Origin of the sequence: Bacteroides sp. 14(A), from assembly GCF_000526555.1 — a bacterium.
GTDB lineage: Bacteria > Bacteroidota > Bacteroidia > Bacteroidales > Bacteroidaceae > Bacteroides > Bacteroides cellulosilyticus.
On sequence record NZ_JAGH01000005.1, the window covers coordinates 1,179,774 to 1,203,887 of the forward strand.

Sequence of the window (24,114 nt, forward strand, 5' to 3'; positions counted from 1 at the left end):
CTGTTTCCTATAGATACTTAATTTTACATACAAAAAAGGCATGGAAACTATTGTATATCTCATTCATCAGGTTCTTGCAAAACCTACCATACAAGTATAACAACAGTTACCCATGCCAATAATATACAGGCTACCCTATAAGAGTAGAAAGTAAACATCAGCACGGGCATTGTTGTTATCGTCTCCGTATGGTTTCAAATTTGCAAGATTCGATGAATAGAGACAATAACAAAATGCCTTTCGTTTATAATTATGTCCTCCTATTGCTAGGATTGGCACAAAGATAACGAAAGGTATTTATTTTGCAATTAAATTTATGTACTAAAAACTAAGATAATCATAAGTTTGTAAGATTTCCTCCTGTCTCAGACCTAGATAACGCTTAGTTATGGTAACACTGGAATGATTAAATAACTCCATCAACTTTACTAAGGCAAGTTCTGCATTATGTTCTCCAGACGCTTCAAAAACTCTCCTTCCAAAAGTCTTGCGTAAACTGTGAGTACTGAAATGATCTATCTTTAAACTATACTTCTCTTTCAGCTCCTTCAATACAATATTTACCCATTGAATAGAATAAGCCTTATTACTTCTTCCAGATAAGAAACACAGTTCATTCAAGTTTTGAATACCTAAAGCCACATAACAGTCTTTGATATGTTTCTGGAATTCCCTATTAATTCTCACTTCTCTGCGCTTGCCTGTTTTCTTCTCAATAATAATAAACTTTGCATCCTTATTTAGAAGCATTTCCCAAGTAAGTTGTAACAGATCAGAGATGCGCAAACCAAAGAATATGCCACAGCCAATAAGAAGACTTATCCTATACTCCTTATCTCTGTACAATTTCCTCACCAGATTTGTTGCGCTGTCCCATTGCAAATAATCGCTTGTTGTATAACTGTTCTTTAAACTCATAATAGTTTCAATTTTATTGGTTTAACCATACAAGTGAAAGTAAAATTAAAAGCATTTTTATAATCATCTGATAACCAGCCTTATTTCACTTCTATGAAAAAGTGAAAGGACACTTATACATAATATATAAATGTCCTTTGGAACTACCCTTTAATAAGAGCATAGGCAATTAAAAGAACGTAGCCAACTACAACTAGAGGAAATGACAGCATAGCCACAAGCATAGTGGCGACAAATAACAATACATAGAATAACTTTTGTACCATAGTTTCAAGAATTAAGCATTTGACAATTTTGTGTATTCTCAAATACCACTAACTTAAAAACCATTGGTATTTCTCATCTCCATGTAAAGCGGCTGTAATTCCAGTAACCAATTCTGTAGCATTGTAAGCCCTGTCCAAGAAAGAATCTATGTAACTTGACTTGTTACTACCAGTAAGTAAATTGTAGAACTTCCACATTGATAAGTCATTCCCCAAGCTACTAAAATTCTCATCTTGAATGTACGACTTCGCCACATTGTTAATCTGACTGTCAGTTAGTAACATTCTTGGTATGGTTTTCTGTTGGCTCTGTGGTAATGACTGGTAAAGTCTCATTCTCCCAAGTAATTGGCAAAACTGGTGTTCCGTTAAGTAAGAGTTGCCAAGTGTTTGCATCAAATGTATGTGCTTGGCTGGATCATAACGGTTGAACAATTCCAAGATGGCACGGTACAACTCATTCGTATTGGTAACTTCCAAACATGAAAGATACCCGTCAGTTGATACGCACAAGTTCGTACACACTTTACAGGTAAAGCCTATGAATACTTTAAATCGTTCTGCTGTCTTCTTACTGTATAAGTTCGTATGGTTGTACGCACGAACTCCACCAATAGTAAGAGTCAACCTGTTACCGTTTACTGTCTCGTAAATCGTAGGAACTTGAATGACAAAAGCGCATCTTTCGTAGTAGATAGTCTTGTCACTTTCCAGTAATTGATTGGCAGGCTTATGGATTGCTTCTGGTATTCTGCCCTTAATCACATGAGAAACACGAATGTCAGGCAATTCAATTTGTTCACCTTGAAAGAATGTCCTTGCAGCGTCTTGCACTGTTTCAATGAAAGCCACATGAGATAAGGTAGCCTCATTATCCTTGGCAAATACAGGAATGATACAATCATTTCTTAAATGCTCCAAACTTGCTTCAATCGTGTTGGCTTCAATGAATAACGGTCTCTTTTCCCTTGTGGGTTGTTCTTCCATTACTAAAGTAGCGTCTTCTGCATACTCACCAAAATTTAAACTTCTCCTTTGTGCCATTATTGGCGTAATCTGTAATGTTTCCATAATTTGTAATTCATTAAGTTAGTATTAAAAAGCTCTTCGTCTGAGTGCGAAACACACCACAGTCAGAACAAGTAAACCAATGAAAAACTGTGGCATTAGGACTACAGGAAGGATTAAGATAACTCCTAGCGTTAATACAATCTTTAATTTCTCCATACGCATTGTTTTAAGATTAGTAATCAATTGAATGTAGACAAAAGAACGCTTTGCATGAAAGTACTTTCCACTCTCATTACGAATGTGTGTTTTTGTAGTCAGTCTTTAATTATCTGCACTTGGCAGAACTGACAAATTAAAAATTTCATTCGTTTGGGGTTGGGAAGCCGTTTCATGTTTAGCTTTCATTTTTCTATTGATTGGTAGGAAGGGTGTGAAGGGTAACACGAAATTAGCGTTTGAGACATACATCTCTTTTAAATTTCCATGTAAGCCATTCTTCTGAAATCAATGTAATCACTTCGTAAGAACGTAAAGTCTAAATGGAAATGCTTCTCATGCTTGAAGGGGAGGGGGTAGAAATTTAAGTACCTTACATTTTGAGTTGGCATGATACAAAAAAAAGCCCCAAACCTTATGAATGGTCTGGAGCTTATACATCGTTACGTTACTAGGTTAGAATTATCTCTGTAGTATCTTTTTGGGCATATCGTGTTCTACCTACTGTACCCGCTTCTAATGATTTCATAAATGCATGCATATTTTTAACACCTTCAAAGTTTTTCTCCTTATACTTCTTGTAAATTACGCACTCTCTTGACAGTGATTTATTATTGTTTTCATTAAATTCTATTATGTGGTCAAACATTGCCATTGTTTTCTCTACATATCTATCCTTTGGTGAATCTATTATTAATCCTTTGACCTTTAAAATCTTACAGTCTCCAACTTCATCTAACAAGTCCATTTCCTTTAATTTCATGATGTACTTATTAATTGTGTCATGTCCCATGTGAATAAGTTTTTTCAAATCTCTTATGGATAGCTTGACAACATAACTGTGCGGTTCTGCTGCACTGAACAATTTAAGAATGAACCCTCTTAGTTTCAAATCCAGAGTATTGTAATTATCATAGAATTCTCTACTGATCCTTCTGTAATTACCAAAACTTACTTGGGCAAATTGATACATGGTATAGTGTCTGTCTTTCCGATTTAAATATATATCATTTATGCTAACTTCGCCTGTAGCCCTTAACTTATCATTAAATGACAATGTACCTTTATTCTTCTTATAGTTCTGTAGTGTTTCTCCTACATACCCTGCAAGTTGTTCCAGTGTAGTATTAGTTTTTAAAAATTCTGTATTTGCTATCAAAAGCAAAGTGTAGGTTCTGTACACATCTGCACAACCTAAAGTTTGTATAAGATTATTGCTCATTACTGTGTAAGTCTTGAAGGGTAATTTCTTGCTGTCCATAAGGCAAACGCTCAATATGTTTAATTAAGGTTATCTGGTTAGTCTTTAATAAGAATCTCATTCTAGTGGAACTTAGTTTGTTTGTTTTCCTCAGTTCGCTTAGTTTCTCATAAAAATTATTGTTATAATGCCACATGTGTAATTAATTTGTGTGTTTTACTTAGCCAACCTCCCAAAAGTTCGCTAGAACTTTGCAGGGGGCTGTATGGAGTTATGGTATCTAGGAATGTAGGCAGGGGGTGAATAAGCACGCCCCAAAAAGGGAATAAGCACACCTAAATAATCCAATAACGTTAATGCTTCAATGGGGAATTTTACCTTATTGGTGAGCACATAGGTAGGTTGTTGATATTAATAGCCCTGTCTGCTTATAAGACATGGAAGAGTCAGTAAATTCAAAAAACATACCCCTATTTGAACATTGGAATTCTACAGCTTCAAATGCCAATATGTTTTCGATTCCCGTTGCAGGCTCACATGGTAACAAGTAATTGGATTTGGTAGCATATCCAGTTGAGGATATATGCCATTCTGATACTTATAAACACGAAAAGGGAGAACCGTTTTGTACAGTTCTCCCTATAGGTTGTTAATACTATATTCATTCACATAATCTATGGGATGTCTTCATTAATTATTTTATGAGGAATTAGGACTTTAGATGAGGGAAAGGATTACTAAGCATTTCCTCTCTTATCTCTTTAATTTGCTTAATTACTTTTTCAATATCAGTTTCTTCATGTGTTGGTGTAAACTCCATACATTGTTGCATTATATGTAACTCTGCATCATCTGTTTTAACTGCTGTTCCTTCTTTTATGATGTATAAGGTTTCAAATGCATCTGTTAAATACGGGTTTATATGATAAAAATTTATTAGTGCCAAAGTATTATTGTATTTTAGCCGAAGAAGATTTATCCTACAACGTTCTTTACCTTTTTTACTTCTTGGTAATTTACAACCGCCATACCAGTGCTTTCTTAAAGCTTCATTTCCTAAATACTCATCAAACACTTCACTAGGAGAATGTAATAGTTGTTTGTAGAATGTAGTTGTAATACTAGCCCCAACATCCGTGAATCTTTTTAACAAATCATTGAGGGTTATCAAATTTTGATTTAGTTCCAAAACCTTATGATTGTATTTCCCATCGTTGAATTTCTTGCATAATTTTAAATCAGTCATAGTTATTAATTGAGTTTAGTTTATCATTGTTCATCTTGATGTAAACGGTGTAAACCTTGTTATCTTTTTGTTTGCGCTTCTTAGAAAAGCCATTGAGCTTTGCCCAAATACCAATCGTTGTCTTGCTGTCATCTACATTTTGAGCCAATGCAAGCTCACGTAGTTCTTCAAAAGTAAATTCATCCTTCTTCATTAGGAAATTCATTAATTGTTAGTTGTGGTAATCTGTAGTGTTCGCTATTGGCAAGAGCAGAGCCAACCTCTTTGCATAGTCTTGGCTCATGCTCAAAGCATAAGACTATGTGTATAATTCCCCCCTCTACCTTATTAAAGACAAGTCTAGGGTTGTAGATTGTCGTATTGGCGATGTATGGTATGAGATACGGAAATAATACATTTGATTCAAGTTCTTCTAACATGTGCTTACCTGATAAGTACTCTGGTAATATGGTACTGTATAAGTAAACCTTCACGTCTTTGAATCGTTGCATCTTGAGTTTAATAACATCTCGCTTTCTTAAAATAGCTTTCGGAATGTCTTCAAGGAAGTCATTTGAAGTTTTGAGGTCTAAGTTTCTTAACATTAGTTCATTGGGTTAAATGTATAAAATATGAATCTTGATGTGGTGAGTGGTACAAATTCAAATGGTAGGTTTCAGATATGCTTCAATTGGGTAAATTGGAGTTCAGATGTACTTCAAACTGGAAATTCAAGAGTTTCAGTAGTACCACTCTTATCTCATGTTGATGGTGCAAAGATACTGCACTTCTTGGAGATGACATAACAGTTATGTAACTTTCTTAAAACTTCATGTAGAGAAGCTTATAAGCTTACAAAAACTGTGTCGGAGCAATCTTGATTTTGATTTAAGCTGTTCAAAAGTGATTTTGAAGTGAGCTTGTGAAATGGAAAGTAAACTGTATATGACTTACCTTGTCTCATTTTGCGCTTCTTGATGTAGAGTTCAGCTGCCCAAAGCCCAATGTGTAGCTTTGTGTCTTTTATACCGTTCTCCAGTGCCTGTTTTCGGATGTCTGCGTAAGTAAGTTCTTTCATTTTGAGTAGATTTAGGTTTTTAGTGGCAAATCTCGGTGACGGACAGCCCGGTCATTCCTGACTTTTAATCACATGCAAAGATACGGACTTCGGGGGAGGGCAACAAACGATAGGTTAAAATTGTGAATATTTCATGTTAAGGATGCTCTGAGCCTCAATTTTGCCCCGTATCCTTAGCCGGTCGGGGAAAATCAGAAGCTCAGATAATAGTCTGCTCGGAACTTGGCAAATGTAACATACTACTTCAAGTCTCTACTTCTTGCCTCTAGTACAGCTTTTGCAATTTCACTGACATTTGCAAAACTATCATGATCCAAGATACCCATCTTTAATGCCTTCTCTAAAAACAACATAACCGCATTCTCACTAAGATCAATTTTAATGCACTTAATTATGAGTTCCTTAAAACCATCTTTCAAGTCAGACTGCTTCCAAACAGATAACTGCTTTGCATATTTCTTTGCAACATCAAAATCAGAAGTAGAAGACTGGGCAAACTGCTCTATCTCATTTGCAAGGTTCTTAACCTCATTATCATAACTGCACAACTTTCCATCTTTCAAGTAACCAACCTTTGATTTCAATGCAGCTGCCTTATTGATTTTAGATGCTAAAAATTGAGTGTCCAGCAAAGCATCAAAAGTTATCTTTTTATCCACCAAACAATCAGTATCTTCTGCTACATTACCATGATTAGCAACAGTAGTAGATATTACCACATTAGATTGTTCTATCTTCACTGATTCTTTTTCTAACATTAATACAGCTGCATCCTCAGACGTTAATCTAACGTATTTTTTAAAAGACTCAGTAGTTTTATGTCCTGTTATCTTCATTATAATATGACTATCATAGTTACGCTTCAACATGTTACAAATGAATGAACGTCTTGCCGTGTGAGTACCAATAAGTTCATAAGCTGGCACTTGCTTCGTGGAAACTTTTCCTCCTCTATCTTCCGTAACATTATGTGATCTTGTTATACCTGCCTTCTCTCCAATCTTCTTTAAATAATTTAAAGCCGTTTGATTGGAATAAAGAGGAAAACCAGTCTTATATTTATCAAGGATCTCTATAGCAATAGGCAAAAGAGGAATTGATACTCTATGAGTTTTTTTCTCTTGTACAATTTCTATCACCTTCCCTTTCCCATTAGGAGCGTCTTTTATAATACCATCATTGATTGACTGAGTATCAGCAAATCGTTGTCCTATCCAACATTGAAGTACAAACAAGTCTCTTACTTCTTCTTCTACCCCAGTTAACTGCAAAGCATAGATTTTATTTATTTCAGCCTCTGTTAAATAAATCTCATTTTCATCACCTTGCCTACTTTGAGGCTTCTTATACTTATCAAGCTTGGCTTCATGAATATCAATCATACCCTGCTGCTCTGCCCTTCCAAGAATACAGATTATTTTCTCTACTTTATTACCAACTGTCGTAGTTTTAGTTGTTTTACCTTTACCTACCTTTTTATTAAAAAGATACTGTTCATAATCTTTTATTAATGGCAGATTTATATCAATGAAGCTAATAGGGGATTTACCTGTGTCATTTATAAACTCTTCAAAAAATTTAATCTGCTTCACATAATCACTTCTTGTACTGTCTTTTATAGTCTTATCTAGAGCCAGTGTATTACGTAACCAGTGTATTGCATTTACAGCTTGCTTTTTTTTCTCCATAATAGTATCTTTATATATGAACCTCTTTAGAATTTCAATACTATCCTCAATTTCGCTAGGATTATCACAAAGATAATGTTTATACTGTAAAAATCTATTCTTAATCTCTATAATTTTCTGGTTTACAATAGTATTATTAAGATTATCAAGTTCACTTATCCTACAACTAATATAAGCTTCTTGTTTCTTTTCATTCCAATGGTCAGGATATATCTTAACACCTGTAGCCAGTTTTACCTGTTTTCCACTTATTCGGCACACCAAATAAATGTTCGTAGGCTTATTAGCTTTCGGTTCTCTCAGATTAAACCTAGCCTGTAGCTCATTGAAAAAAAACTGCCCTGCCATAACCTTGTTATTCAAATCCGTTCTTCAAATCCGTTCTTTAAACTCGTTCTTCAAATCCGTTCTTTCAAGGTTAAAAGCACATTGCGTAAAAGATAGTATCGCGTCCCAGAGTACTGGACAAGTAGGTTAACCAGCATGAGTATAAAGCAAAAAAAAATGGAGCTTTTCACAAAGCCCCATTTTTCAGTTTTCAATAGGTATTAGTTTTTTTTTAAGGTAAAAAGATTGTTTTCAGGATAACGCTGCAAATATAGCGGCTTTTCAGGTTACTTACCAAATTAAAAAACATGTCTTATAACATCTTTTTGAAATTTCTTTGGTTTTATTACCACTTCTATAGCCTTTCCACATCCGCAATCGTTTTCAATGGACAAATATATAGCATTTTTCTAACAAACGCTAAATTTTACCTAAAAAAGAACTCATTTCTTGCTTAAAGGATAATGTTCGTCCGTTTTTCCGCTATGTTTTAACACTTTCGCATCGATAAAGAAGACTATTTCTTCGGCAATATTGGTAATATGGTCGCCGGAACGCTCCAACTTACGGAAGACACTTACCAGGTTCAGGCAAGGAAGAATACTGTCCGGATGTTTAGCAATATAACCTGCCAGAATCGTAGTAGCTTCAGCATTAATTTCATCCAACAAATTGTCTTTAGCAAAGACTGAAGTTGCCAGATCCTGACTCTCTTCCTGAAGAGCCTTTTTGGCAAGTTCCAGCATGGCAAGTACTTGCGCCTGCATTTCTTCCAGACGTAATTGCTTCAAAAGGTCCGGATCGAGGACAGGCTCCTTACAGTTCAGCACGAAACGGGCTATACCTTCGGCAAAGTCCCCCAACCGTTCCAGGTTTGTATTGATCTTCAGCATGGCAAGCACAAAACGTAGATCAATGGCTACGGGATTGTACAGGGCAATAATATCTTCTACGTCACTGTCTATTTTCAATTCCAAGGCATTCACGCGACGTTCGCGCACCAACACTTGCTGCGCCAGTTCGCGGTCGAAAGTCAAGACTGCCTCCCCTGCCCGGTCGAGCTGGTTATATACTAAGGTCCACATTTCGTCTATTTCCTTTTTAAGTAAGACGAGTTCCGATTCGATAAACTTTACCATAAATTTCTATTTTAAGATTACTTATATGATTAATTAGAGGAAACCTGTCACTCTTTTGAGTCTTGCAGCGAGCCACCTTTAGTTTCTCTGTGTGAAACTCCCGGTTTCATGCCGTGAAACTCTTAGTTTCATCCTTTGAAACTGTTGGTTTCACGCCGAGAAACTCAGAGTTTCAAGCAATGAAACAAATGCCTATCCAAAACGGCCCGTAATATAGTTCTGAGTCTCCACCTTCTCGGGGTTCGTAAATATCTTCTTGGTATCGTCAAATTCCACCATTTGCCCCAAATAGAAGAATGCTGTTTTATCACTAACGCGCGCAGCCTGCTGCATATTGTGTGTAACGATAACAATTGTATACTGTTCTTTCAACTCGTGAATAAGCTCCTCTACTTTAGCCGTAGAAATAGGATCGAGCGCAGAAGCCGGCTCGTCCATCAGCAATACGGAGGGAGACACAGCCATGGCGCGGGCTATGCAAAGGCGTTGCTGTTGTCCGCCGGAAAGTGCATAAGCGGAAACTTTCAACTTATCCTTTACTTCTTCCCACAAGGCGGCACCCCTCAAGGACTCTTCCACACGCTGGCGGATAAAACTATTGTCCGTCACCCCGTTCACCCGAAGGCCATAGGCCACATTCTCGAAAATACTTTTAGGAAAAGGATTAGGACGCTGGAACACCATACCTACTTTCTTACGGAGCTCATCCACCTGGACATCTTTTCCGTAGATATCCTTTCCGTCAATATGGATTTCACCTGTCAGGCGAGTATTGGGAATCAGATCGTTCATACGGTTGAATAACCGCAGGAAAGTGGACTTACCGCATCCCGAAGGACCGATAAAGGCTACCACCGAACGTTCTTCTATCGACATACTGATACCTTTCAGAGCATGAAAGTCACCATACCAGAAGTTTACATCATTTGCTTCTATTTTACCAATCATTTCATTTACTGTTTATTATTCCCGTTAGTTCATCTTTACTTTCTTCTCAAAATACTTCCGTAAGGCATTTGCCAGAAGATTTACAAAGAGAATGATTATTATTAAAACCAAAGCAGTGCCATAAGCCAGCGGAAGCTGAGCTTCCATATCCGTACCACTAGTAGAAATAACATATAGATGATAAGGCAATGCCATGCACTGATCGAGGATACTTGTGGGCAACTGAGGAAGAAAATAAGCGGCACAAGTAAACAGGATGGGTGCGGTCTCACCGGAAACACGTCCCAAAGCAAGAATAAGCCCTGTTATCACATTCGGCATGGCCATTGGCAGAATCACATGCCAGATGGTTTGCAATTTGGTAGCTCCCAAAGCCCGGCTTCCTTCACGCAGAGTATCGGGAATAGCTTTCAGCGCTTCTTCGGTAGTACGGATCACCAAAGGCACGCAGAGCAATCCCAATGTAAGAGAGCCGGCAAGGATACTATCGCCAAACCCCATATAGTTAACGAACAGGGCCATACCGAAAAGACCAAAGACAATGGAGGGTATCCCACTCAGATTATTCGTCATCATGCGGATAAAACGGACGATCCAGCCCTTCGGAGCGTATTCATTCATATAGATACCACTCATTACTCCCACCGGAAAGGCAAACAGGGCACTGCCTATCATCAGATAGAATGTGCCGACGATGGCAGGCCAAATACCACCTGCCGTCATGCCGTCCTTCGGCGCGGTAGTCAGAAACTCCCAACTGATAACTCCTATACCTTTATATATAATAAAACCGAGAATGGCAAAGAGTATCCCTACCACCGTCAGGCTCAGCAAACGGAATGTACCGAATGCAATGCGTTGCGAAAGATGTTTCCTATCTATCATACTCATTTTACTTTTCTCTGTAAAACACTATCTTTTCCGGGCCGATACAGCTTCCACCGTGAAGTTGATCAGCAAACTGATAAAGAACAATACTACTCCCAGAAGGAATAAAGCTTCATAATGAGCTCCTCCGGCAGGTGCCTCTCCCAGTTCCGCTGCAATCGTAGCGGGAATGGTGCGCAACGGCTCCAGAATGGTATGCGGTATAACAGCCGCATTGCCTGTCACCATCAATACCGCCATCGTTTCTCCGATGGCGCGTCCGATGCCCAGCACTACTCCGGAAGTGATGCCCGATACAGAATAGGGTATCACCACCTTATATATAGTTTGCCATTGCGAAGCTCCCAATGCCAGACTGGCTTCACGCATGGCACGGGGACAGTTGCGCATGGCATCTTCTGTCACAGTAATAATCGTGGGCAATGCCATTATTGCCAATACGATGCTTCCCGCCAGACCGCTTTCGCCAACCGGCAAGTCGAACACTTTCTGTATGAGCGGCACAATGACTATCAATCCGAAGAAGCCATATACCACTGACGGAATACCACTCAGCAACTCAATTATCGGCTTCAACAAATTGCGTACCTTAGGATTTGCCACTTCGGACATATAGATAGCTACCGAAAGACCGAACGGAAGAGCTATTAGAATGGCAAAAAGACTCACCCATAATGTACCCGTTATCAGTGGCAAAAAGCCAAATTGCGCGGCAGGTGTAGCCGTAGGAAACCATTCGGCACCGGCAAAGACGTCTTTCACTGAAATCGTATTATCGCGCAACAAGTGTACGGAGTCTTGCCGGACAATAAACTGTTGCGGCACAAAAGCAATGATGCCCGGTGTACGCTCCACCAACTCGGTAATTCTTGCTCCGGCGTGTTCATAAGAAGGGCCCAGTTCTTCTTCGGTATAATACTGGGTGATATCCTCCAAACGGAAAAGCCGGATAGGCATATCCTGCCCTCCGACCTCATTCCAGTTTGTTATTTCCTCGTCGAAAACATCTTTTATCTGAGCCGGTGTCAGCTCAGTAACCTTATTATCTTTATTCAATGCCAATACATATCCCTCTTCAATCACCCGGCTGTTGAACAATCCCAACGCCTCGGAAAAGAGAAACAGGATGATAAGCACAATGGTAATGCTTGTTACGAAACCACTGCAAGCCAATATACCTTCTACTATTTTTTCAAAAAGTTTCTTCATAAATACCTGTTGATATTCTGCATGCAAAGAAACGGGGCCGATGTTAAGAGAGTGTGACTAACATTTGAAAGAAATGTTTCAAACATATTACAAAAGCGTTACAACCCGCAAAAACACAAGCTTTGTAATAGCATCGTAATACACGATTGCTTTATTTGCAGAGAATAAACAAAAAGAGTAGTATGAAGGTTGTTATACTATCATTAGTTTACTACATAAAGTAATTATAAACAATACCTATTATGAAAAGAATAAGTATTATCCTACTCCTGACATTAGCTGCAAGTAGCATGCAAGCACAGCGTATTAAAGGCAGCGACACCGTACTCCCCGTAGCGCAACAGACCGCTGAAAGGTTTATGGCGCTCAATCCCGATGCCCGGATTACCGTCACGGGTGGCGGTACCGGCGTGGGTATTTCCGCTTTATTGGACGGAACAACGGATATCGCCATGGCATCCCGCCCCATCAAGTTCAGCGAGAAAATGAAAGTAAAGTCCGCAGGCAAAGAAGTAGAAGAAGTAATCGTCGCCTACGATGCCCTCGCCGTCGTGGTACACCCTTCCAACCCCGTGAAACAACTGACACGCCAACAACTGGAAGATATCTTCCGGGGAAAAATAACAAACTGGAAGCAAGTGGGTGGAGATGATCGTAAAATCGTAGTATATTCCCGTGAAACATCTTCGGGCACCTATGAGTTTTTCAAAGAAAGCGTTCTCAAAAATAAAAATTATATGAGCAGTAGCCTTTCCATGCCCGCCACCGGAGCCATTATCCAATCCGTCAGTCAGACGAAGGGAGCAATAGGGTACGTAGGGCTGGCTTATCTCTCCCCTCGCGTCAAGTCACTTTCCGTATCTTATGACGGCAAACACTTTGCGCCGCCCACAATGGAAAGTGCCACAGACAAGAGTTACCCCATCGTACGACCTCTGTATTATTACTATAATACGGAAAACGCCGGACAAGTAAACCCACTCATCAGTTTCATCCTGTCACCTGCCGGTCAGGAAATCATTAAAAAGAGTGGATATATTCCCGTGAAATAAGGATAAACGAAAAAAATGTCTTACTTTTGTAGCTTGATTTTTAGAATATATACATACCATTATGGCAGATATTAAGAGCGAAGAAGTAGGCGAAAAAAAGAGCCTCAACTTCATTGAACAAATTGTTGAGAAAGATTTAAAAGAGGGTAAAAACGGTGGTAAGGTGCAAACGCGTTTCCCGCCCGAACCCAACGGATACCTCCACATCGGTCACGCCAAGGCTATTTGCCTTGATTTTGGTATTGCAGCCGACCACAATGGCATCTGCAATCTGCGTTTCGATGATACCAATCCTACCAAGGAAGATGTGGAATATGTAGAAGCCATCAAAGAAGATATTCAATGGCTGGGTTACCAATGGGGTAATGAATACTATGCGTCCGATTACTTCCAGCAATTGTGGGACTTTGCCATCCGCCTCATTGAAGAAGGTAAAGCATATATTGACGAGCAGACTTCCGAGCAAATCGCACAGCAGAAAGGTACTCCTACCCAACCGGGTGTGGAAAGTCCCTACCGCAACCGCCCGATAGAAGAAAGTCTTTCCTTGTTCAAGAAGATGAATACAGGTGAAATAGCAGAAGGTGCTATGGTGCTCCGTGCCAAAATTGACATGGCGAATCCGAACATGCACTTCCGCGATCCTATCATTTATCGTGTAGTGAACCATCCGCACCATCGCACGGGCACCACTTGGAAAGCTTATCCGATGTATGACTTCGCACATGGACAAAGCGACTACTTCGAAGGCGTAACCCATTCTCTCTGTACGTTGGAATTCGTTCCTCACCGTCCGCTCTACGATCTTTTTGTAGACTGGGTGAAAGAAGGACAGGATTTGAATGATAACCGCCCTCACCAGTATGAGTTCAATAAACTGAACCTCAGCTATACGCTGATGAGCAAACGTAATCTGTTGACTCTGGTAAAAGAGAAACTGGTGAACGGATGGGATGATCCCCGTATGCCGACCATCTGTGGTTTCCGCCGTCGCGGATATTCTCCTGAGTCTATCCACAAGTTTATCGATAAAATCGGATATACCACTTATGATGCGCTCAATGAATTTGCTTTGCTGGAAAGCGCCCTGCGCGAAGACCTTAATTCCCGCGCAATTCGTGTATCTGCCGTTGTGAATCCGGTGAAGCTGGTTATTACCAACTACCCCGAAGGACAAGTGGAAGAACTGGAAGCTATCAATAATCCGGAAAAACCGGAAGAAGGCAGTCACTTCATCGAATTCAGCCGTGAGCTGTGGATGGAACGTGAAGACTTCATGGAGGATGCTCCCAAAAAATATTTCCGTATGACTCCGGGACAGGAAGTGCGCCTGAAGAATGCTTATATCGTAAAGTGCACCGGTTGCAAGAAAAATGAAGCCGGAGAAATAGTCGAAGTATATTGCGAATACGACCCGAACACCAAGAGCGGTATGCCCGAAGCAAACCGTAAGGTGAAAGGTACCTTGCATTGGGTCAGCTGCGACCATTGTCTCGAAGCCGAAGTACGCCTCTACGACCGTCTGTGGAAAGTGGAGAACCCACGCGACGAGCTTGCCGCTATTCGCGAAGCTAAAAACTGCGATGCTCTGGAAGCGATGAAAGAAATCATCAACCCGGATTCATTGCATATACTGCCCCGTTGCTACATTGAGAAATATGCCGCAGGCATGAAACCGCTTACTTACTTGCAGTTCCAGCGCATCGGTTACTTCAATGTAGATCCGGACTCCACACCGGAAAAGATGGTATTCAACCGTACTGTAGGGTTGAAAGATACCTGGGGCAAGATTAACAAATAAAGTAAGGATTATAGGAGTAAACTATTAATGAGCAATAAAAACCTGCTGTCCGGCAGAGATAAAGAACTTCAGGAACTTGCCGAACAATATGAATTGGCAATGTCCGCGAAACAACCATTTTATCTGGACGCAGACGATTTGGCTGACCTTGCCGACTGGTATGGCACCAAAAAGAATTATGATAAGGCTTTAGAAATTGCAGAATATGGCCTAAAGCTACATCCCGACAGTACGGCATTAATGATAGAATATGCTTACCTGCATCTGGATAGCGGAAAAAGAGCAAAGGCACGTGAAATCATCGAAAACCTTCCCGATACCTATTCGCCGGAAGCCAAGGTGGTACGTGCTCACTTGCTACTAAGTGAAGGTAAGCTGGATGATGCCGAACAGTTACTCGATACGATTGAAGATAAAGAGGATCTGGCAAATGTAGTCGATGTATCTTATATGTACCTCGATATGGGCTATCCGGACAAGGCTCTGGCATGGCTCAACCCGGTAAAGGAAGAATATGCCGATGAAGAAGCTTACATTGCCGTAGTTGCAGACTGTTATTATGGGAAAGGCATGATAGAAGAAGCAATTCCTCTATATAACCAACTGATAGATCAGAATCCATATTCGGCTCCCTACTGGTTCGGACTGGCAAGATGCCATTTTGAAGATCTGAACTTCGACCAGGCAATTGATGCCTGCGACTATGCATTGATAGGTGATGACGAATTTGCAGACGCCTATGTAATGAAAGGGCATTGTTTTTACCAGTTGGGTAATGAGGATGCAGCTCTGGAATGTTATCAGAAAGCTGAGCAGATGCATGGGCTGGCTCCTGAGTTTGTCTATACCTATATCGGTTTATGCAAGGTATCCAAAGGCGAATGGGAAGAAGGATACGAAAATCTGGAAAAAGCAATCCAGGCTAACGAAGCGGAAGAAACTCCCGCACCTACTCTACCCAGCCTATATGCCAATGCAGGGCTTTGCCTTTCCAAAATGAAAAAGAAGCGCAAAGCGCACCAGTATTGTAAGAAAGCCCAAAAGCTGGAACCGAAAGATCCTGAAGCCTACCTGATTGAAGGCCGTATGTACGTCGAAGAAGGTGACTACGAAAAGGGAATAAAGCAATGGGCAAAGGCCTTGAATTGTGCTCCTAGCGCTGATACCTGGAATGAAATAGGTATGCACAGCATGGAAATCGGGTATCTGGATTATGCGAAAATAGCTTTTGAACGTGTTTGTGAGTTAGAACCGGAATTTGAAGGTATCAATGAAAAGTTGACCGTTCTCTACATGACGTTGCATGATAAGGAAAACTTCATAAAGTACAATCAGAAGTGCACCCGCCCCTTTGATCTGAAAGAACTGGAGAAAATGCAGGCCATGATGGAAAATGAAGACCGGGAAGATCTGGCTGTTTACATGCAAAATATCATAAAAGCATTGCAATAAAAAAAACAGAGAGTAAAGCTGATCGCTTTACTCTCTGTTTTTTTATATTGTAGAGGGTATCCTTATTTAGCGCTACGTGTAGAAAGCTTCTCCAAAAAATATACCAGGAAAAAACCAACAATCATCAATACTACAGCTTCAACAATATATTGATTAGGAAGGATATTCGCTTCAACCAGTGGCTTCACTACTCCATGACTGTCTGTGAACGTTTCAAGCGTTTCTTTCCATGGCCATACCTTATTAAGAGACCCCAGCATAAAGCCGGTCAATACCGCCAACGTAATATTACGAAAGTTCTTTAGTGCATATGAAAGAACTCGTGAAAAAGTAGTTATACCTATACAGGCGCCTGCCAAGAATACTAATAAAGTCACTATATCAAATGTCTTGACCGCTTCCATTATATAGAAGTATTTGCCTAACAGTACCAAAATAAAACTACCCGATATGCCCGGCAAGATCATTGCGCAAATAGCAATCGCACCGCAAAGGAAAATGAAAAACAGATTGGATGGCGTTTCAGCAGGAGTTGCCACCGTAATGTAATAAGCAACTGCCACTCCTATGATAAAAGCCGGAATTGTTTTCTTATTCCACTCTTTTATATCTTTCCCCACAAACCAAGTGGAAGCCAGCACCAGTCCGAAAAAGAAAGCCCAGACCATTACCGGATGATCCGTAAGCAACCATGTAATAATCTTAGCCAACGAAAATACACTGACAGCGATTCCAGCTACAATGGAAATTAAAAAATTACCATTAATAGCTTTCCAGAACGCTCCCCATTTTCCTGTAAAAAACAACTTTAAACTTTTTCCGTTGATGCTTTTTATCGAATCTATCAGTTCATCATAAATTCCCACAATAAAAGCAATTGTTCCTCCCGATACTCCGGGAACCACATCGGCTGCTCCCATTCCCACACCTTTCAGCATGAGTAAGGCGTAGTCTTTTAAACCTCGTTCCATTTTTCTTTGTTATCTATTAATACTTGATTTCATGGTACAAAGTAAAACAAAAAAAGTCAGTTACTCACCATAAAGCAAATAAAATACACAAAAGATAATCCACAATCAATTCACACGCCAACTCACTATATAAAAAACAAATGGTGCACAATAGCCTCACGACCCTTGTGCACCTTATCTTTTTTATTGCTATTTAAAAATCTGAATTTACTATTTCTTCACAGCCTCTATTGCTTTGTCATAATCCGGCTCCTGAGTGATTTCGGGTACCAGTTCAGTATACATCACTTTTCCATCTTTACCAATGATAACTACTGCACGTGCCAGCAAACCGCCCAATGGTCCATCTGCCATACGTACGCCATAGCTTTCATCGAAATCCGAAAAACGGAAATCAGACAAAGGAATTACATTTTCAATACCTTCCGTCGTACAGAAACGAGCGTGAGCAAAAGGCAAGTCTTTGGAAATCGCCAGTACCACGGTATCAGGCAGACTTGCTGCCAACTTATTAAACTTGCGCACAGACGTTGCACAAACACTAGTGTCCAAACTCGGGAAGATATTCAATATCACATTCTTTCCTTTCATATCTTTCAAAGAAAAAGAAGAAAGGTCAGTCTTTACTAACTCGAAATCAGGAGCAACTGTTCCTGTTTTTATAAACTCACCGATAATCTTAACCGGTTGTCCCTTGAATTTTGTTGTAGCCATAGTTTTCTTTTTTTATATGTTTATATAACAAACGAACTGTTAGAAAAGTTCGCTCAAAACTTTTCCAACTGTAAATTGTTACTCTCACAAACATGATTACAATAACCATTTAAAATTCAATTTGCATGAAAACTTTATTTGACGAACTTCAATGCGAAGTAAAAAACTGGTGGCTCTCTCTCTTGCTTGGCATACTCTACGTAGTAGTTGCCGTCAGCCTGATGTTCGCACCGTTGAGCGGCTACGCAGTTTTAAGTATCCTGTTCAGCATATCCATGTTATTCAGCGGTTTGCTGGAGATTTCTTTTGCTGTAAGCAACCGGAAAAATGTATCCAGTTGGGGCTGGTATCTGGCCGGAGGTATCATCGACATGATATTCGGTTTCTACCTGATAGCTTATCCATTACTGAGTATGGAAGTTATTCCTTTCATTATTGCATTCTGGCTGATGTTCCGGGGCTTCTCATCTGTCGGCTATGCCATGGATCTGAAAAGATATGGTACAAGAGACTGGGGCTGGTATATTGCTTTCGGCATATTAGCCGTAATTTGTTCGCTCATCATCTTATGGCAACCGGCAATAGGCGCTCTCTATGCAGTTTACATGATTTCATTCGCATTCCTGATTATCGGATTCTTCCGCATCATGTTGTCATTTGAACTGAAAAGTTTGCATAAACGTGGAAAAAGCATGAAAGAGGAAAACGAAGATAAAGAAATTCCCGTAGGATAGTTAAGAATTCCACTGCCCGGAGAAACGAGTTGACTAAAGTGCCTGGAAACAGGAACTTGTCAACTCGTTTTCTCATTAGTTACACTTCAGGAAACGATGCATAGTAGTTCGGGATACTCCCATCTGGCGAGCCAGCTCCGAACAGGAAACACCTCGTTGAGCATCTTTTATCAAACGTCTTTTGTTCTCACGAAGTACCCTCATAGCAGGACAGGTTCCTTTCTTTCGTCCCAATTTTACCCCCTCTTGCCTGCGCCTTGCCAATGCTTCTTTTGTTCGCATGGAAATCAGATTACGTTCTATCTCTGCCATTAATCCGAATGCGAACCCCAATACCTTGCTGTTCATGTCATTTTGAAATACATACCCCTCTTTTGTGCTGTACAGAACAATTTCTTTCTTGATACAAGAATTAAGAATCGTCATGATTTCCAACATTGTACGACTTAATCTTGAAATTTCCGTCACAATCAGCGAGTCACCTCTTTGCATTCGGTTCAACACCCCCGATAGCTTCCGGTCTTTGCTTCTCACACTACCACTCACCGTTTCGGTGTACCACTTGTCAATCTGCAATCCATTCTTCTCTGCAAAACGCAGAAGTTCTTCACGTTGATTAGCCAGAAATTGTTTTTCTGTACTTACTCTTAAATAAGCTACTACCATAATTTTGTTGTTTTTATAGGTTTAACGCGCCAAAGAACAGCAATAACAGCGAGAAATCACACTCCCTCCAATCAATGATATACAGGCGATTGCCTCTATTTAGGCTCTTTTATTTGACAACAGATATTTCTGATACTATGAGACAAATTATGTAGAAGTACATTTTCAAGGATGAAGTACCAGTCATAAAAAGAAACAATAAAAAATCTCAGCATAACTTTTTCATGCGAGCATGAAAGTTATGCACTCAAATTGCATTATCTTTGTAGTCAGTTTTATAACAAGAATATAAATTCATAATTAAAAAACAAAGGAATTATGGCAATGCATACATGGTTTGAGTGCAAGATCCGTTACGAAAAAGTGATGGAAAACGGTATGAACAAGAAAGTTACAGAACCTTATTTGGTGGACGCACTCAGCTTTACGGAAGCGGAAGCACGCATCATTGAAGAAATGACGCCGTTTATTTCAGGCGAATTTACAGTATCAGACATCAAACGTGCCAACTATAGTGAATTATTCCCCAGCGAAGAAGAGGCTGCCGACCGTTGGTTCAAGTGTAAACTGATCTTTATTACTCTGGACGAAAAGAGTGGAGCTGAAAAGAAAACATCCACTCAGGTATTGGTACAAGCTGCCGACCTGCGCGATGCTGTTAAGAAACTGGATGAAGGCATGAAGGGTACGATGGCGGATTACCAGATCGCTTTAGTATCCGAAACACCCCTTATGGATGTATATCCGTATAGCGCGGAACCCAATGACAAACCGGAAGTTTAATCTTTTGAGAATTGAAAGTTGAAGTGATTAGCGTAAACACAGAATGCTTTGATCTTCAACTTTTGAATTTCATATTTCAATTTTCTAATCATGAATATTGCAGAGAATCTTCAACAAGTGCTAAGCGAACTGCCTGATGGGGTGCGACTGGTAGCTGTCTCCAAATTTCACCCCAATGAAGCGATAGAAGAAGCCTATCGCACCGGACAACGAATATTCGGAGAAAGCAAAGTACAGGAAATGACTGCCAAGTACGAAAGTCTTCCCAAAGACATTGAATGGCACTTTATCGGGCATCTGCAAACCAATAAAATCAAGTTTATCGTGCCCTACGTGGCTCTGATCCACGGAATTGACTCATACAAACTCCTTGTAGAAGTCAATAAGCAAGCTGCAAAAGCCGGAAAAGTAGTCAACTGCCTGTTGCAACTGCACATTGCAGAAGAAGAAACCAAATTTGGTTTTAGTTTTGGCGAATGTCGGGAAATGTTAGCAGCCGGTGAATGGAAAACTCTCAGTAACATACAATTATGCGGTCTGATGGGTATGGCAACAAATACAGACGACAATGAACAAATAGAGAAGGAATTTTGTTCATTAAGTAGCTTCTTCAAAGAAGTGAAAGACTCATGGTTTGCCGACACGGAGGCTTTTCGGGAGTTGTCCATGGGAATGTCCCACGATTATCACCAAGCTATTGCTGCTGGAAGTACTCTGATACGCGTAGGAAGCAAAATCTTTGGAGACAGAACGTATTAATCATTATTCATTAAACATTATTACCATGGCAACATTAAAAACTACTTTTGCCGGGTTAGAATTAAGAAACCCGATTATCGTCAGCAGCTCAGGTTTAACTGATAGTGCTGAAAAAAATCAGAAATTCTATGAAGCCGGTGTCGGTGCCATTGTTCTGAAATCTCTTTTTGAAGAGCAGATCATGTTGGAAGCTGACTGGCTGGGAGATCCGAATATGTATCCTGAAGGCAGTGATTACTTGGTAGAATACGTCCGCCAACATAAACTGTCAGAGTATCTGGAACTGATTAAGGATACTAAAAAAGTATGCCCCATTCCTGTTATTGCCAGCATAAACTGCTATCAGGATGCTGAATGGGTAGGATTTGCACAACAAATGGAAGCAGCAGGAGCTGATGCTATAGAAATCAATATTCTGGCTCTCCAAACAGATATGCAATACAATTACGGTTCATTCGAACAACGCCATATTGATATTCTCAGCCACATCAAAAAGACGGTACGTATTCCGATCATCATGAAGCTGGGTGATAACCTGACTAATCCGATAGCTCTGATAGATCAGCTATATGCCAACGGAGCAGCTGCCGTGGTATTATTCAACCGCTTCTATCAGCCGGATATTGATATCGAAAAGATGAAGCAAATCTCAGGAAATGTATTCAGCACAGGAGCTGACCTGGTTAAAGCCTTACGCTGGATCGGTATCGCTTCCGCAGCTGTGAATAAGCTGGATTATGCAGCATCAGGTGGTATTCACTCTCCCGAAGGCATTGTAAAATCAATTTTGGCAGGAGCTTCAGCTGTAGAGATTTGTAGCGCATTCTATCAGAACAGTTATGCCCTTGTAGGAGAATATATCCACTTCCTGAACTTATGGATGGATCGCAAAGGCATGGAAAACATCCCTCAATTCAAGGGAATGCTGAATGTCAGCGACTTGAATGGAGTAAATACCTTCGAACGTACTCAGTTCATGAAATATTTCTCCAGTAAAAAATAAACAGGAACCGCACAACATATCATTATAAGTAATGCCCCGTAACATATATTGTTAGCATATCTAACATATATTGTTACGGGGCATTACTTATATTGGCGTTTCCTTTACAGAGGAACTTTTTCTTTATTCGGGTTTCTTATCCAAGGCTTCAAAGCATGAATTCTTGCTGATAAACTCAGGAACAATATCCTTCATAGCAGCTACAATCTGCATCTGATCATACGTGTAACTAACCTCTATCAACTTCTGAATGCGTTGCTTCACCTCATCATAATCATATTCGCGAACTGTAGCAATCATAATCTTCTCATGATAAGTCGGCTTTGTCAGTTCTTTCACATTCAGCAACTCTTCATACAGTTTTTCACCATGACGCAATCCAGTGAACTCAATCTTCACATCCGTACGTCCGGAAAGGCTGATCATACGCTTGGCAAGATCCACAATCTTCACCGGTTTACCCATATCAAAGATATAAATCTCACCGCCATTCCCCATGCTACCGGCTTCAAGTACCAGACGGCAAGCTTCGGGAATAGTCATGAAATAACGGATAATCTCAGGATGTGTCACTGTTACAGGACCACCACGTTGAATCTGATCACGAAAACGTGGAATTACCGAGCCATTAGAACCTAACACATTACCGAAACGTGTTGTAATGAATTGCGTCACATGCCCACCTTTCTCCTGAAGTTTCTTAGCTAAAGACTGCACATAAATCTCACAGATACGCTTGGAGCATCCCATTACATTGGTCGGATTTACAGCCTTATCCGTAGAGATCATTACAAACTTCTCAGCACCGTATTTTACAGCCAGATCAGCCAGTGTACGCGTACCGAACACATTGATCTGAATGGACTCGGAAACATTATCTTCCATCATCGGCACATGCTTATAAGCCGCTGCATGGAAAATGTATTGCGGTTGGTATTCCTTGAAGATATCTTCCATACGCGTAGCATTGGAAATATCCGCAATAATAGTCTCTGCATCAATGTCACGCCAACGATCCTGCAATTCCAGACGAATATCATGCAACGGAGTCTCCGCCTGATCTACCAGAATTAGCTTATAAGGATTGAAGGAAGCTACCTGACGCATTATTTCGCTACCGATAGAACCAGCGGCACCGGTAATCATTACGCGCTTTCCTTCGAGATGGGAAGCTACCTTATGAATATCTATTTCAATAGGATCGCGTTGCAGAAGATCTTCAATCTGAATTTCTTTCAACTGAGTACGGTTCAAAGTCTGTCCGCTCCACTCGCTCAAAGGAGGTGCAGTCATAAGCTTGATGTTGTGTGCCAGAAGACGATCGGCCATATCAGACTTCTTCAGTTCTTCCATTTTAGCCGGCGAAATAATAATTGTATGCACATCGCGGTCATTCAATACATCAATCAGAGACTCGTCATTCGGGAATACCTTTACGCCCATCATCACCTTATTAATCAGTTCCGGCTCATCCGCTATGAAACCACGCAGACGATAGTGATTACGCAGATTGACGCGCAACGCTTTCGCAATGTTCACTCCCGCTTCCTTAGCACCATATATAAAGACATTGGCACTATGACTTCCATCAAAATTCAGAAGTTCATAGAACATCTTCACAACTATACGTGAGCAAGACATAATGGCAAAGCTAATGATATACGCCATAAACAGCACACTCACAGGTGCCAGACGAATATCCAGATAACTTGCCAAAAGCACACTCGAAATCATTAACAGTGCATAAGACACCGTCAATGAAACAAAAATGCGCATAATGTCTATAAACGAAGAAAAGCGCAATACATTGGAATAGGTGCGGAACACCCTAAAGAAGACTAAGTTGACAATGACCGTCCATACAATCGTTTTGTCAATGGTAGAGGATTCCAGGAAAATACTCCGGAAATCATATCGAAGCGCATAAGCCAATAAGCTGGATACGACGATTATCAATACATCGATCAACAGAATAGTCCAAATCGGCAATACCTTTGCTGAAAGGTACCGATGAAAAATTTTATGTTTCATTTCGTTTGACAGTCTTGTTTTAGGCGAGGCAAAG

At 40.2% G+C, this 24,114-nt stretch carries 23 protein-coding genes; 7 read left to right on the plus strand and 16 right to left on the minus strand.

Features of this window, described 5'->3' with window-relative positions; all coding sequences use genetic code 11:
• Positions 1 to 321 precede the first annotated feature (321 nt).
• The 12 genes from K429_RS0127790 to pstC form a co-directional block, all read right to left on the minus strand.
• On the minus strand, positions 322 to 918 hold the full coding sequence (locus K429_RS0127790; RefSeq protein WP_029328875.1) for a tyrosine-type recombinase/integrase: 597 nt from the start codon (positions 916 to 918) through the stop codon (positions 322 to 324).
• 314 nt (positions 919 to 1,232) lie between these two features.
• Positions 1,233 to 2,255: a DUF3871 family protein gene (locus K429_RS0127795; protein WP_029328876.1), complete on the minus strand. Its 1,023-nt coding sequence runs from the start codon at positions 2,253 to 2,255 to the stop codon at positions 1,233 to 1,235.
• Between the two features lie 607 nt (positions 2,256 to 2,862).
• The gene (locus K429_RS0127800; RefSeq protein WP_029328877.1) at positions 2,863 to 3,672 is read right to left on the minus strand and encodes a hypothetical protein; all 810 of its coding nucleotides are present in this window, start codon (positions 3,670 to 3,672) and stop codon (positions 2,863 to 2,865) included.
• 649 nt (positions 3,673 to 4,321) lie between these two features.
• The gene (locus K429_RS0127805) at positions 4,322 to 4,858 is read right to left on the minus strand and encodes a hypothetical protein (protein WP_029328878.1); all 537 of its coding nucleotides are present in this window, start codon (positions 4,856 to 4,858) and stop codon (positions 4,322 to 4,324) included.
• Positions 4,851 to 5,051, minus strand: a complete 201-nt coding sequence (locus K429_RS0127810; protein WP_029328879.1) for a hypothetical protein — start codon at positions 5,049 to 5,051, stop codon at positions 4,851 to 4,853. The genes K429_RS0127805 and K429_RS0127810 overlap by 8 nt, the downstream gene beginning before the upstream one ends.
• Positions 5,038 to 5,442, minus strand: coding sequence for a hypothetical protein (locus K429_RS29230; RefSeq protein WP_029328880.1), 405 nt, complete (start codon positions 5,440 to 5,442; stop codon positions 5,038 to 5,040). Before K429_RS29230 ends, K429_RS0127810 begins: the two co-directional genes overlap by 14 nt.
• A gap of 239 nt (positions 5,443 to 5,681) precedes the next feature.
• Positions 5,682 to 5,915, minus strand: coding sequence for a hypothetical protein (locus K429_RS0127820; protein WP_029328881.1), 234 nt, complete (start codon positions 5,913 to 5,915; stop codon positions 5,682 to 5,684).
• Between the two features lie 239 nt (positions 5,916 to 6,154).
• Positions 6,155 to 7,951, minus strand: coding sequence for a site-specific integrase (locus tag K429_RS0127825; RefSeq protein WP_029328882.1), 1,797 nt, complete (start codon positions 7,949 to 7,951; stop codon positions 6,155 to 6,157).
• A 422-nt stretch (positions 7,952 to 8,373) separates the two neighbouring features.
• On the minus strand, positions 8,374 to 9,069 hold the full coding sequence (gene phoU, locus K429_RS0127830; RefSeq protein WP_007216332.1) for a phosphate signaling complex protein PhoU: 696 nt from the start codon (positions 9,067 to 9,069) through the stop codon (positions 8,374 to 8,376).
• A gap of 192 nt (positions 9,070 to 9,261) precedes the next feature.
• Positions 9,262 to 10,017, minus strand: coding sequence for a phosphate ABC transporter ATP-binding protein PstB (gene pstB, locus K429_RS0127835; RefSeq protein ID WP_007209709.1), 756 nt, complete (start codon positions 10,015 to 10,017; stop codon positions 9,262 to 9,264).
• A gap of 24 nt (positions 10,018 to 10,041) precedes the next feature.
• On the minus strand, positions 10,042 to 10,902 hold the full coding sequence (gene pstA, locus K429_RS0127840; protein ID WP_007216331.1) for a phosphate ABC transporter permease PstA: 861 nt from the start codon (positions 10,900 to 10,902) through the stop codon (positions 10,042 to 10,044).
• Positions 10,903 to 10,929: 27 nt separating this feature from the next.
• On the minus strand, positions 10,930 to 12,114 hold the full coding sequence (pstC, locus tag K429_RS0127845; RefSeq protein ID WP_007209711.1) for a phosphate ABC transporter permease subunit PstC: 1,185 nt from the start codon (positions 12,112 to 12,114) through the stop codon (positions 10,930 to 10,932).
• Positions 12,115 to 12,356: 242 nt separating this feature from the next.
• On the opposite strand from pstC, the gene K429_RS0127850 reads away from it, so the two are divergent.
• From K429_RS0127850 to K429_RS0127860, 3 genes are all read left to right on the plus strand, one after another.
• The gene (locus K429_RS0127850; RefSeq protein WP_007216329.1) at positions 12,357 to 13,166 is read left to right on the plus strand and encodes a PstS family phosphate ABC transporter substrate-binding protein; all 810 of its coding nucleotides are present in this window, start codon (positions 12,357 to 12,359) and stop codon (positions 13,164 to 13,166) included.
• A gap of 61 nt (positions 13,167 to 13,227) precedes the next feature.
• Entirely contained in the window at positions 13,228 to 14,967 is a 1,740-nt protein-coding gene (locus K429_RS0127855) for a glutamine--tRNA ligase/YqeY domain fusion protein (RefSeq protein ID WP_007209713.1), read from the plus strand.
• Positions 14,968 to 14,994: 27 nt separating this feature from the next.
• Positions 14,995 to 16,419, plus strand: coding sequence for a tetratricopeptide repeat protein (locus tag K429_RS0127860; RefSeq protein ID WP_007209714.1), 1,425 nt, complete (start codon positions 14,995 to 14,997; stop codon positions 16,417 to 16,419).
• Positions 16,420 to 16,481: 62 nt separating this feature from the next.
• On the opposite strand, the gene K429_RS0127865 is transcribed toward K429_RS0127860, so the two are convergent.
• Both K429_RS0127865 and tpx read right to left on the minus strand, forming a co-directional pair.
• Complete coding sequence (locus K429_RS0127865; RefSeq protein ID WP_029328884.1) at positions 16,482 to 17,390, minus strand: DUF368 domain-containing protein; 909 nt, start codon at positions 17,388 to 17,390, stop codon at positions 16,482 to 16,484.
• Positions 17,391 to 17,600: 210 nt separating this feature from the next.
• On the minus strand, positions 17,601 to 18,104 hold the full coding sequence (gene tpx, locus K429_RS0127870; protein WP_007209717.1) for a thiol peroxidase: 504 nt from the start codon (positions 18,102 to 18,104) through the stop codon (positions 17,601 to 17,603).
• Positions 18,105 to 18,229: 125 nt separating this feature from the next.
• On the opposite strand from tpx, the gene K429_RS0127875 reads away from it, so the two are divergent.
• Complete coding sequence (locus K429_RS0127875) at positions 18,230 to 18,838, plus strand: HdeD family acid-resistance protein (RefSeq protein ID WP_007209718.1); 609 nt, start codon at positions 18,230 to 18,232, stop codon at positions 18,836 to 18,838.
• 75 nt (positions 18,839 to 18,913) lie between these two features.
• On the opposite strand, the gene K429_RS0127880 is transcribed toward K429_RS0127875, so the two are convergent.
• Positions 18,914 to 19,504, minus strand: a complete 591-nt coding sequence (locus K429_RS0127880) for a master DNA invertase Mpi family serine-type recombinase (RefSeq protein WP_007209719.1) — start codon at positions 19,502 to 19,504, stop codon at positions 18,914 to 18,916.
• Between the two features lie 318 nt (positions 19,505 to 19,822).
• Between K429_RS0127880 and K429_RS0127885 the strand changes: the two genes are divergently transcribed.
• The 3 genes from K429_RS0127885 to K429_RS0127900 all read left to right on the plus strand — a co-directional run bounded on the left by K429_RS0127885 (position 19,823) and on the right by K429_RS0127900 (position 22,049).
• Positions 19,823 to 20,287 carry a DUF4494 domain-containing protein gene (locus tag K429_RS0127885; RefSeq protein WP_007216327.1) on the plus strand — a complete coding sequence of 155 codons (465 nt, stop codon included), beginning with the start codon at positions 19,823 to 19,825 and terminating at the stop codon, positions 20,285 to 20,287.
• 90 nt (positions 20,288 to 20,377) lie between these two features.
• Complete coding sequence (locus K429_RS0127895) at positions 20,378 to 21,046, plus strand: YggS family pyridoxal phosphate-dependent enzyme (protein ID WP_007209722.1); 669 nt, start codon at positions 20,378 to 20,380, stop codon at positions 21,044 to 21,046.
• Between the two features lie 25 nt (positions 21,047 to 21,071).
• Positions 21,072 to 22,049 (plus strand): dihydroorotate dehydrogenase-like protein, encoded by a 978-nt coding sequence (locus K429_RS0127900; RefSeq protein WP_007216326.1) that lies wholly within the window; start codon positions 21,072 to 21,074, stop codon positions 22,047 to 22,049.
• Between the two features lie 123 nt (positions 22,050 to 22,172).
• On the opposite strand, the gene K429_RS0127905 is transcribed toward K429_RS0127900, so the two are convergent.
• Complete coding sequence (locus K429_RS0127905) at positions 22,173 to 24,080, minus strand: nucleoside-diphosphate sugar epimerase/dehydratase (protein WP_007209724.1); 1,908 nt, start codon at positions 24,078 to 24,080, stop codon at positions 22,173 to 22,175.
• Positions 24,081 to 24,114 lie beyond the last annotated feature (34 nt).

Coding starts and splice junctions, on each gene's coding strand:
- K429_RS0127790 (WP_029328875.1), bottom strand. CDS start 918: ATGAGTTTAAAGAACAGTTATACAACAAGCGATTATTTGCAATGGGAC.
- K429_RS0127795 (WP_029328876.1), bottom strand. CDS start 2,255: ATGGAAACATTACAGATTACGCCAATAATGGCACAAAGGAGAAGTTTA.
- K429_RS0127800 (WP_029328877.1), bottom strand. CDS start 3,672: ATGGACAGCAAGAAATTACCCTTCAAGACTTACACAGTAATGAGCAAT.
- K429_RS0127805 (WP_029328878.1), bottom strand. CDS start 4,858: ATGACTGATTTAAAATTATGCAAGAAATTCAACGATGGGAAATACAAT.
- K429_RS0127810 (WP_029328879.1), bottom strand. CDS start 5,051: ATGAAGAAGGATGAATTTACTTTTGAAGAACTACGTGAGCTTGCATTG.
- K429_RS29230 (WP_029328880.1), bottom strand. CDS start 5,442: ATGTTAAGAAACTTAGACCTCAAAACTTCAAATGACTTCCTTGAAGAC.
- K429_RS0127820 (WP_029328881.1), bottom strand. CDS start 5,915: ATGAAAGAACTTACTTACGCAGACATCCGAAAACAGGCACTGGAGAAC.
- K429_RS0127825 (WP_029328882.1), bottom strand. CDS start 7,951: ATGGCAGGGCAGTTTTTTTTCAATGAGCTACAGGCTAGGTTTAATCTG.
- phoU (WP_007216332.1), bottom strand. CDS start 9,069: ATGGTAAAGTTTATCGAATCGGAACTCGTCTTACTTAAAAAGGAAATA.
- pstB (WP_007209709.1), bottom strand. CDS start 10,017: ATGATTGGTAAAATAGAAGCAAATGATGTAAACTTCTGGTATGGTGAC.
- pstA (WP_007216331.1), bottom strand. CDS start 10,902: ATGATAGATAGGAAACATCTTTCGCAACGCATTGCATTCGGTACATTC.
- pstC (WP_007209711.1), bottom strand. CDS start 12,114: ATGAAGAAACTTTTTGAAAAAATAGTAGAAGGTATATTGGCTTGCAGT.
- K429_RS0127850 (WP_007216329.1), top strand. CDS start 12,357: ATGAAAAGAATAAGTATTATCCTACTCCTGACATTAGCTGCAAGTAGC.
- K429_RS0127855 (WP_007209713.1), top strand. CDS start 13,228: ATGGCAGATATTAAGAGCGAAGAAGTAGGCGAAAAAAAGAGCCTCAAC.
- K429_RS0127860 (WP_007209714.1), top strand. CDS start 14,995: ATGAGCAATAAAAACCTGCTGTCCGGCAGAGATAAAGAACTTCAGGAA.
- K429_RS0127865 (WP_029328884.1), bottom strand. CDS start 17,390: ATGGAACGAGGTTTAAAAGACTACGCCTTACTCATGCTGAAAGGTGTG.
- tpx (WP_007209717.1), bottom strand. CDS start 18,104: ATGGCTACAACAAAATTCAAGGGACAACCGGTTAAGATTATCGGTGAG.
- K429_RS0127875 (WP_007209718.1), top strand. CDS start 18,230: ATGAAAACTTTATTTGACGAACTTCAATGCGAAGTAAAAAACTGGTGG.
- K429_RS0127880 (WP_007209719.1), bottom strand. CDS start 19,504: ATGGTAGTAGCTTATTTAAGAGTAAGTACAGAAAAACAATTTCTGGCT.
- K429_RS0127885 (WP_007216327.1), top strand. CDS start 19,823: ATGGCAATGCATACATGGTTTGAGTGCAAGATCCGTTACGAAAAAGTG.
- K429_RS0127895 (WP_007209722.1), top strand. CDS start 20,378: ATGAATATTGCAGAGAATCTTCAACAAGTGCTAAGCGAACTGCCTGAT.
- K429_RS0127900 (WP_007216326.1), top strand. CDS start 21,072: ATGGCAACATTAAAAACTACTTTTGCCGGGTTAGAATTAAGAAACCCG.
- K429_RS0127905 (WP_007209724.1), bottom strand. CDS start 24,080: ATGAAACATAAAATTTTTCATCGGTACCTTTCAGCAAAGGTATTGCCG.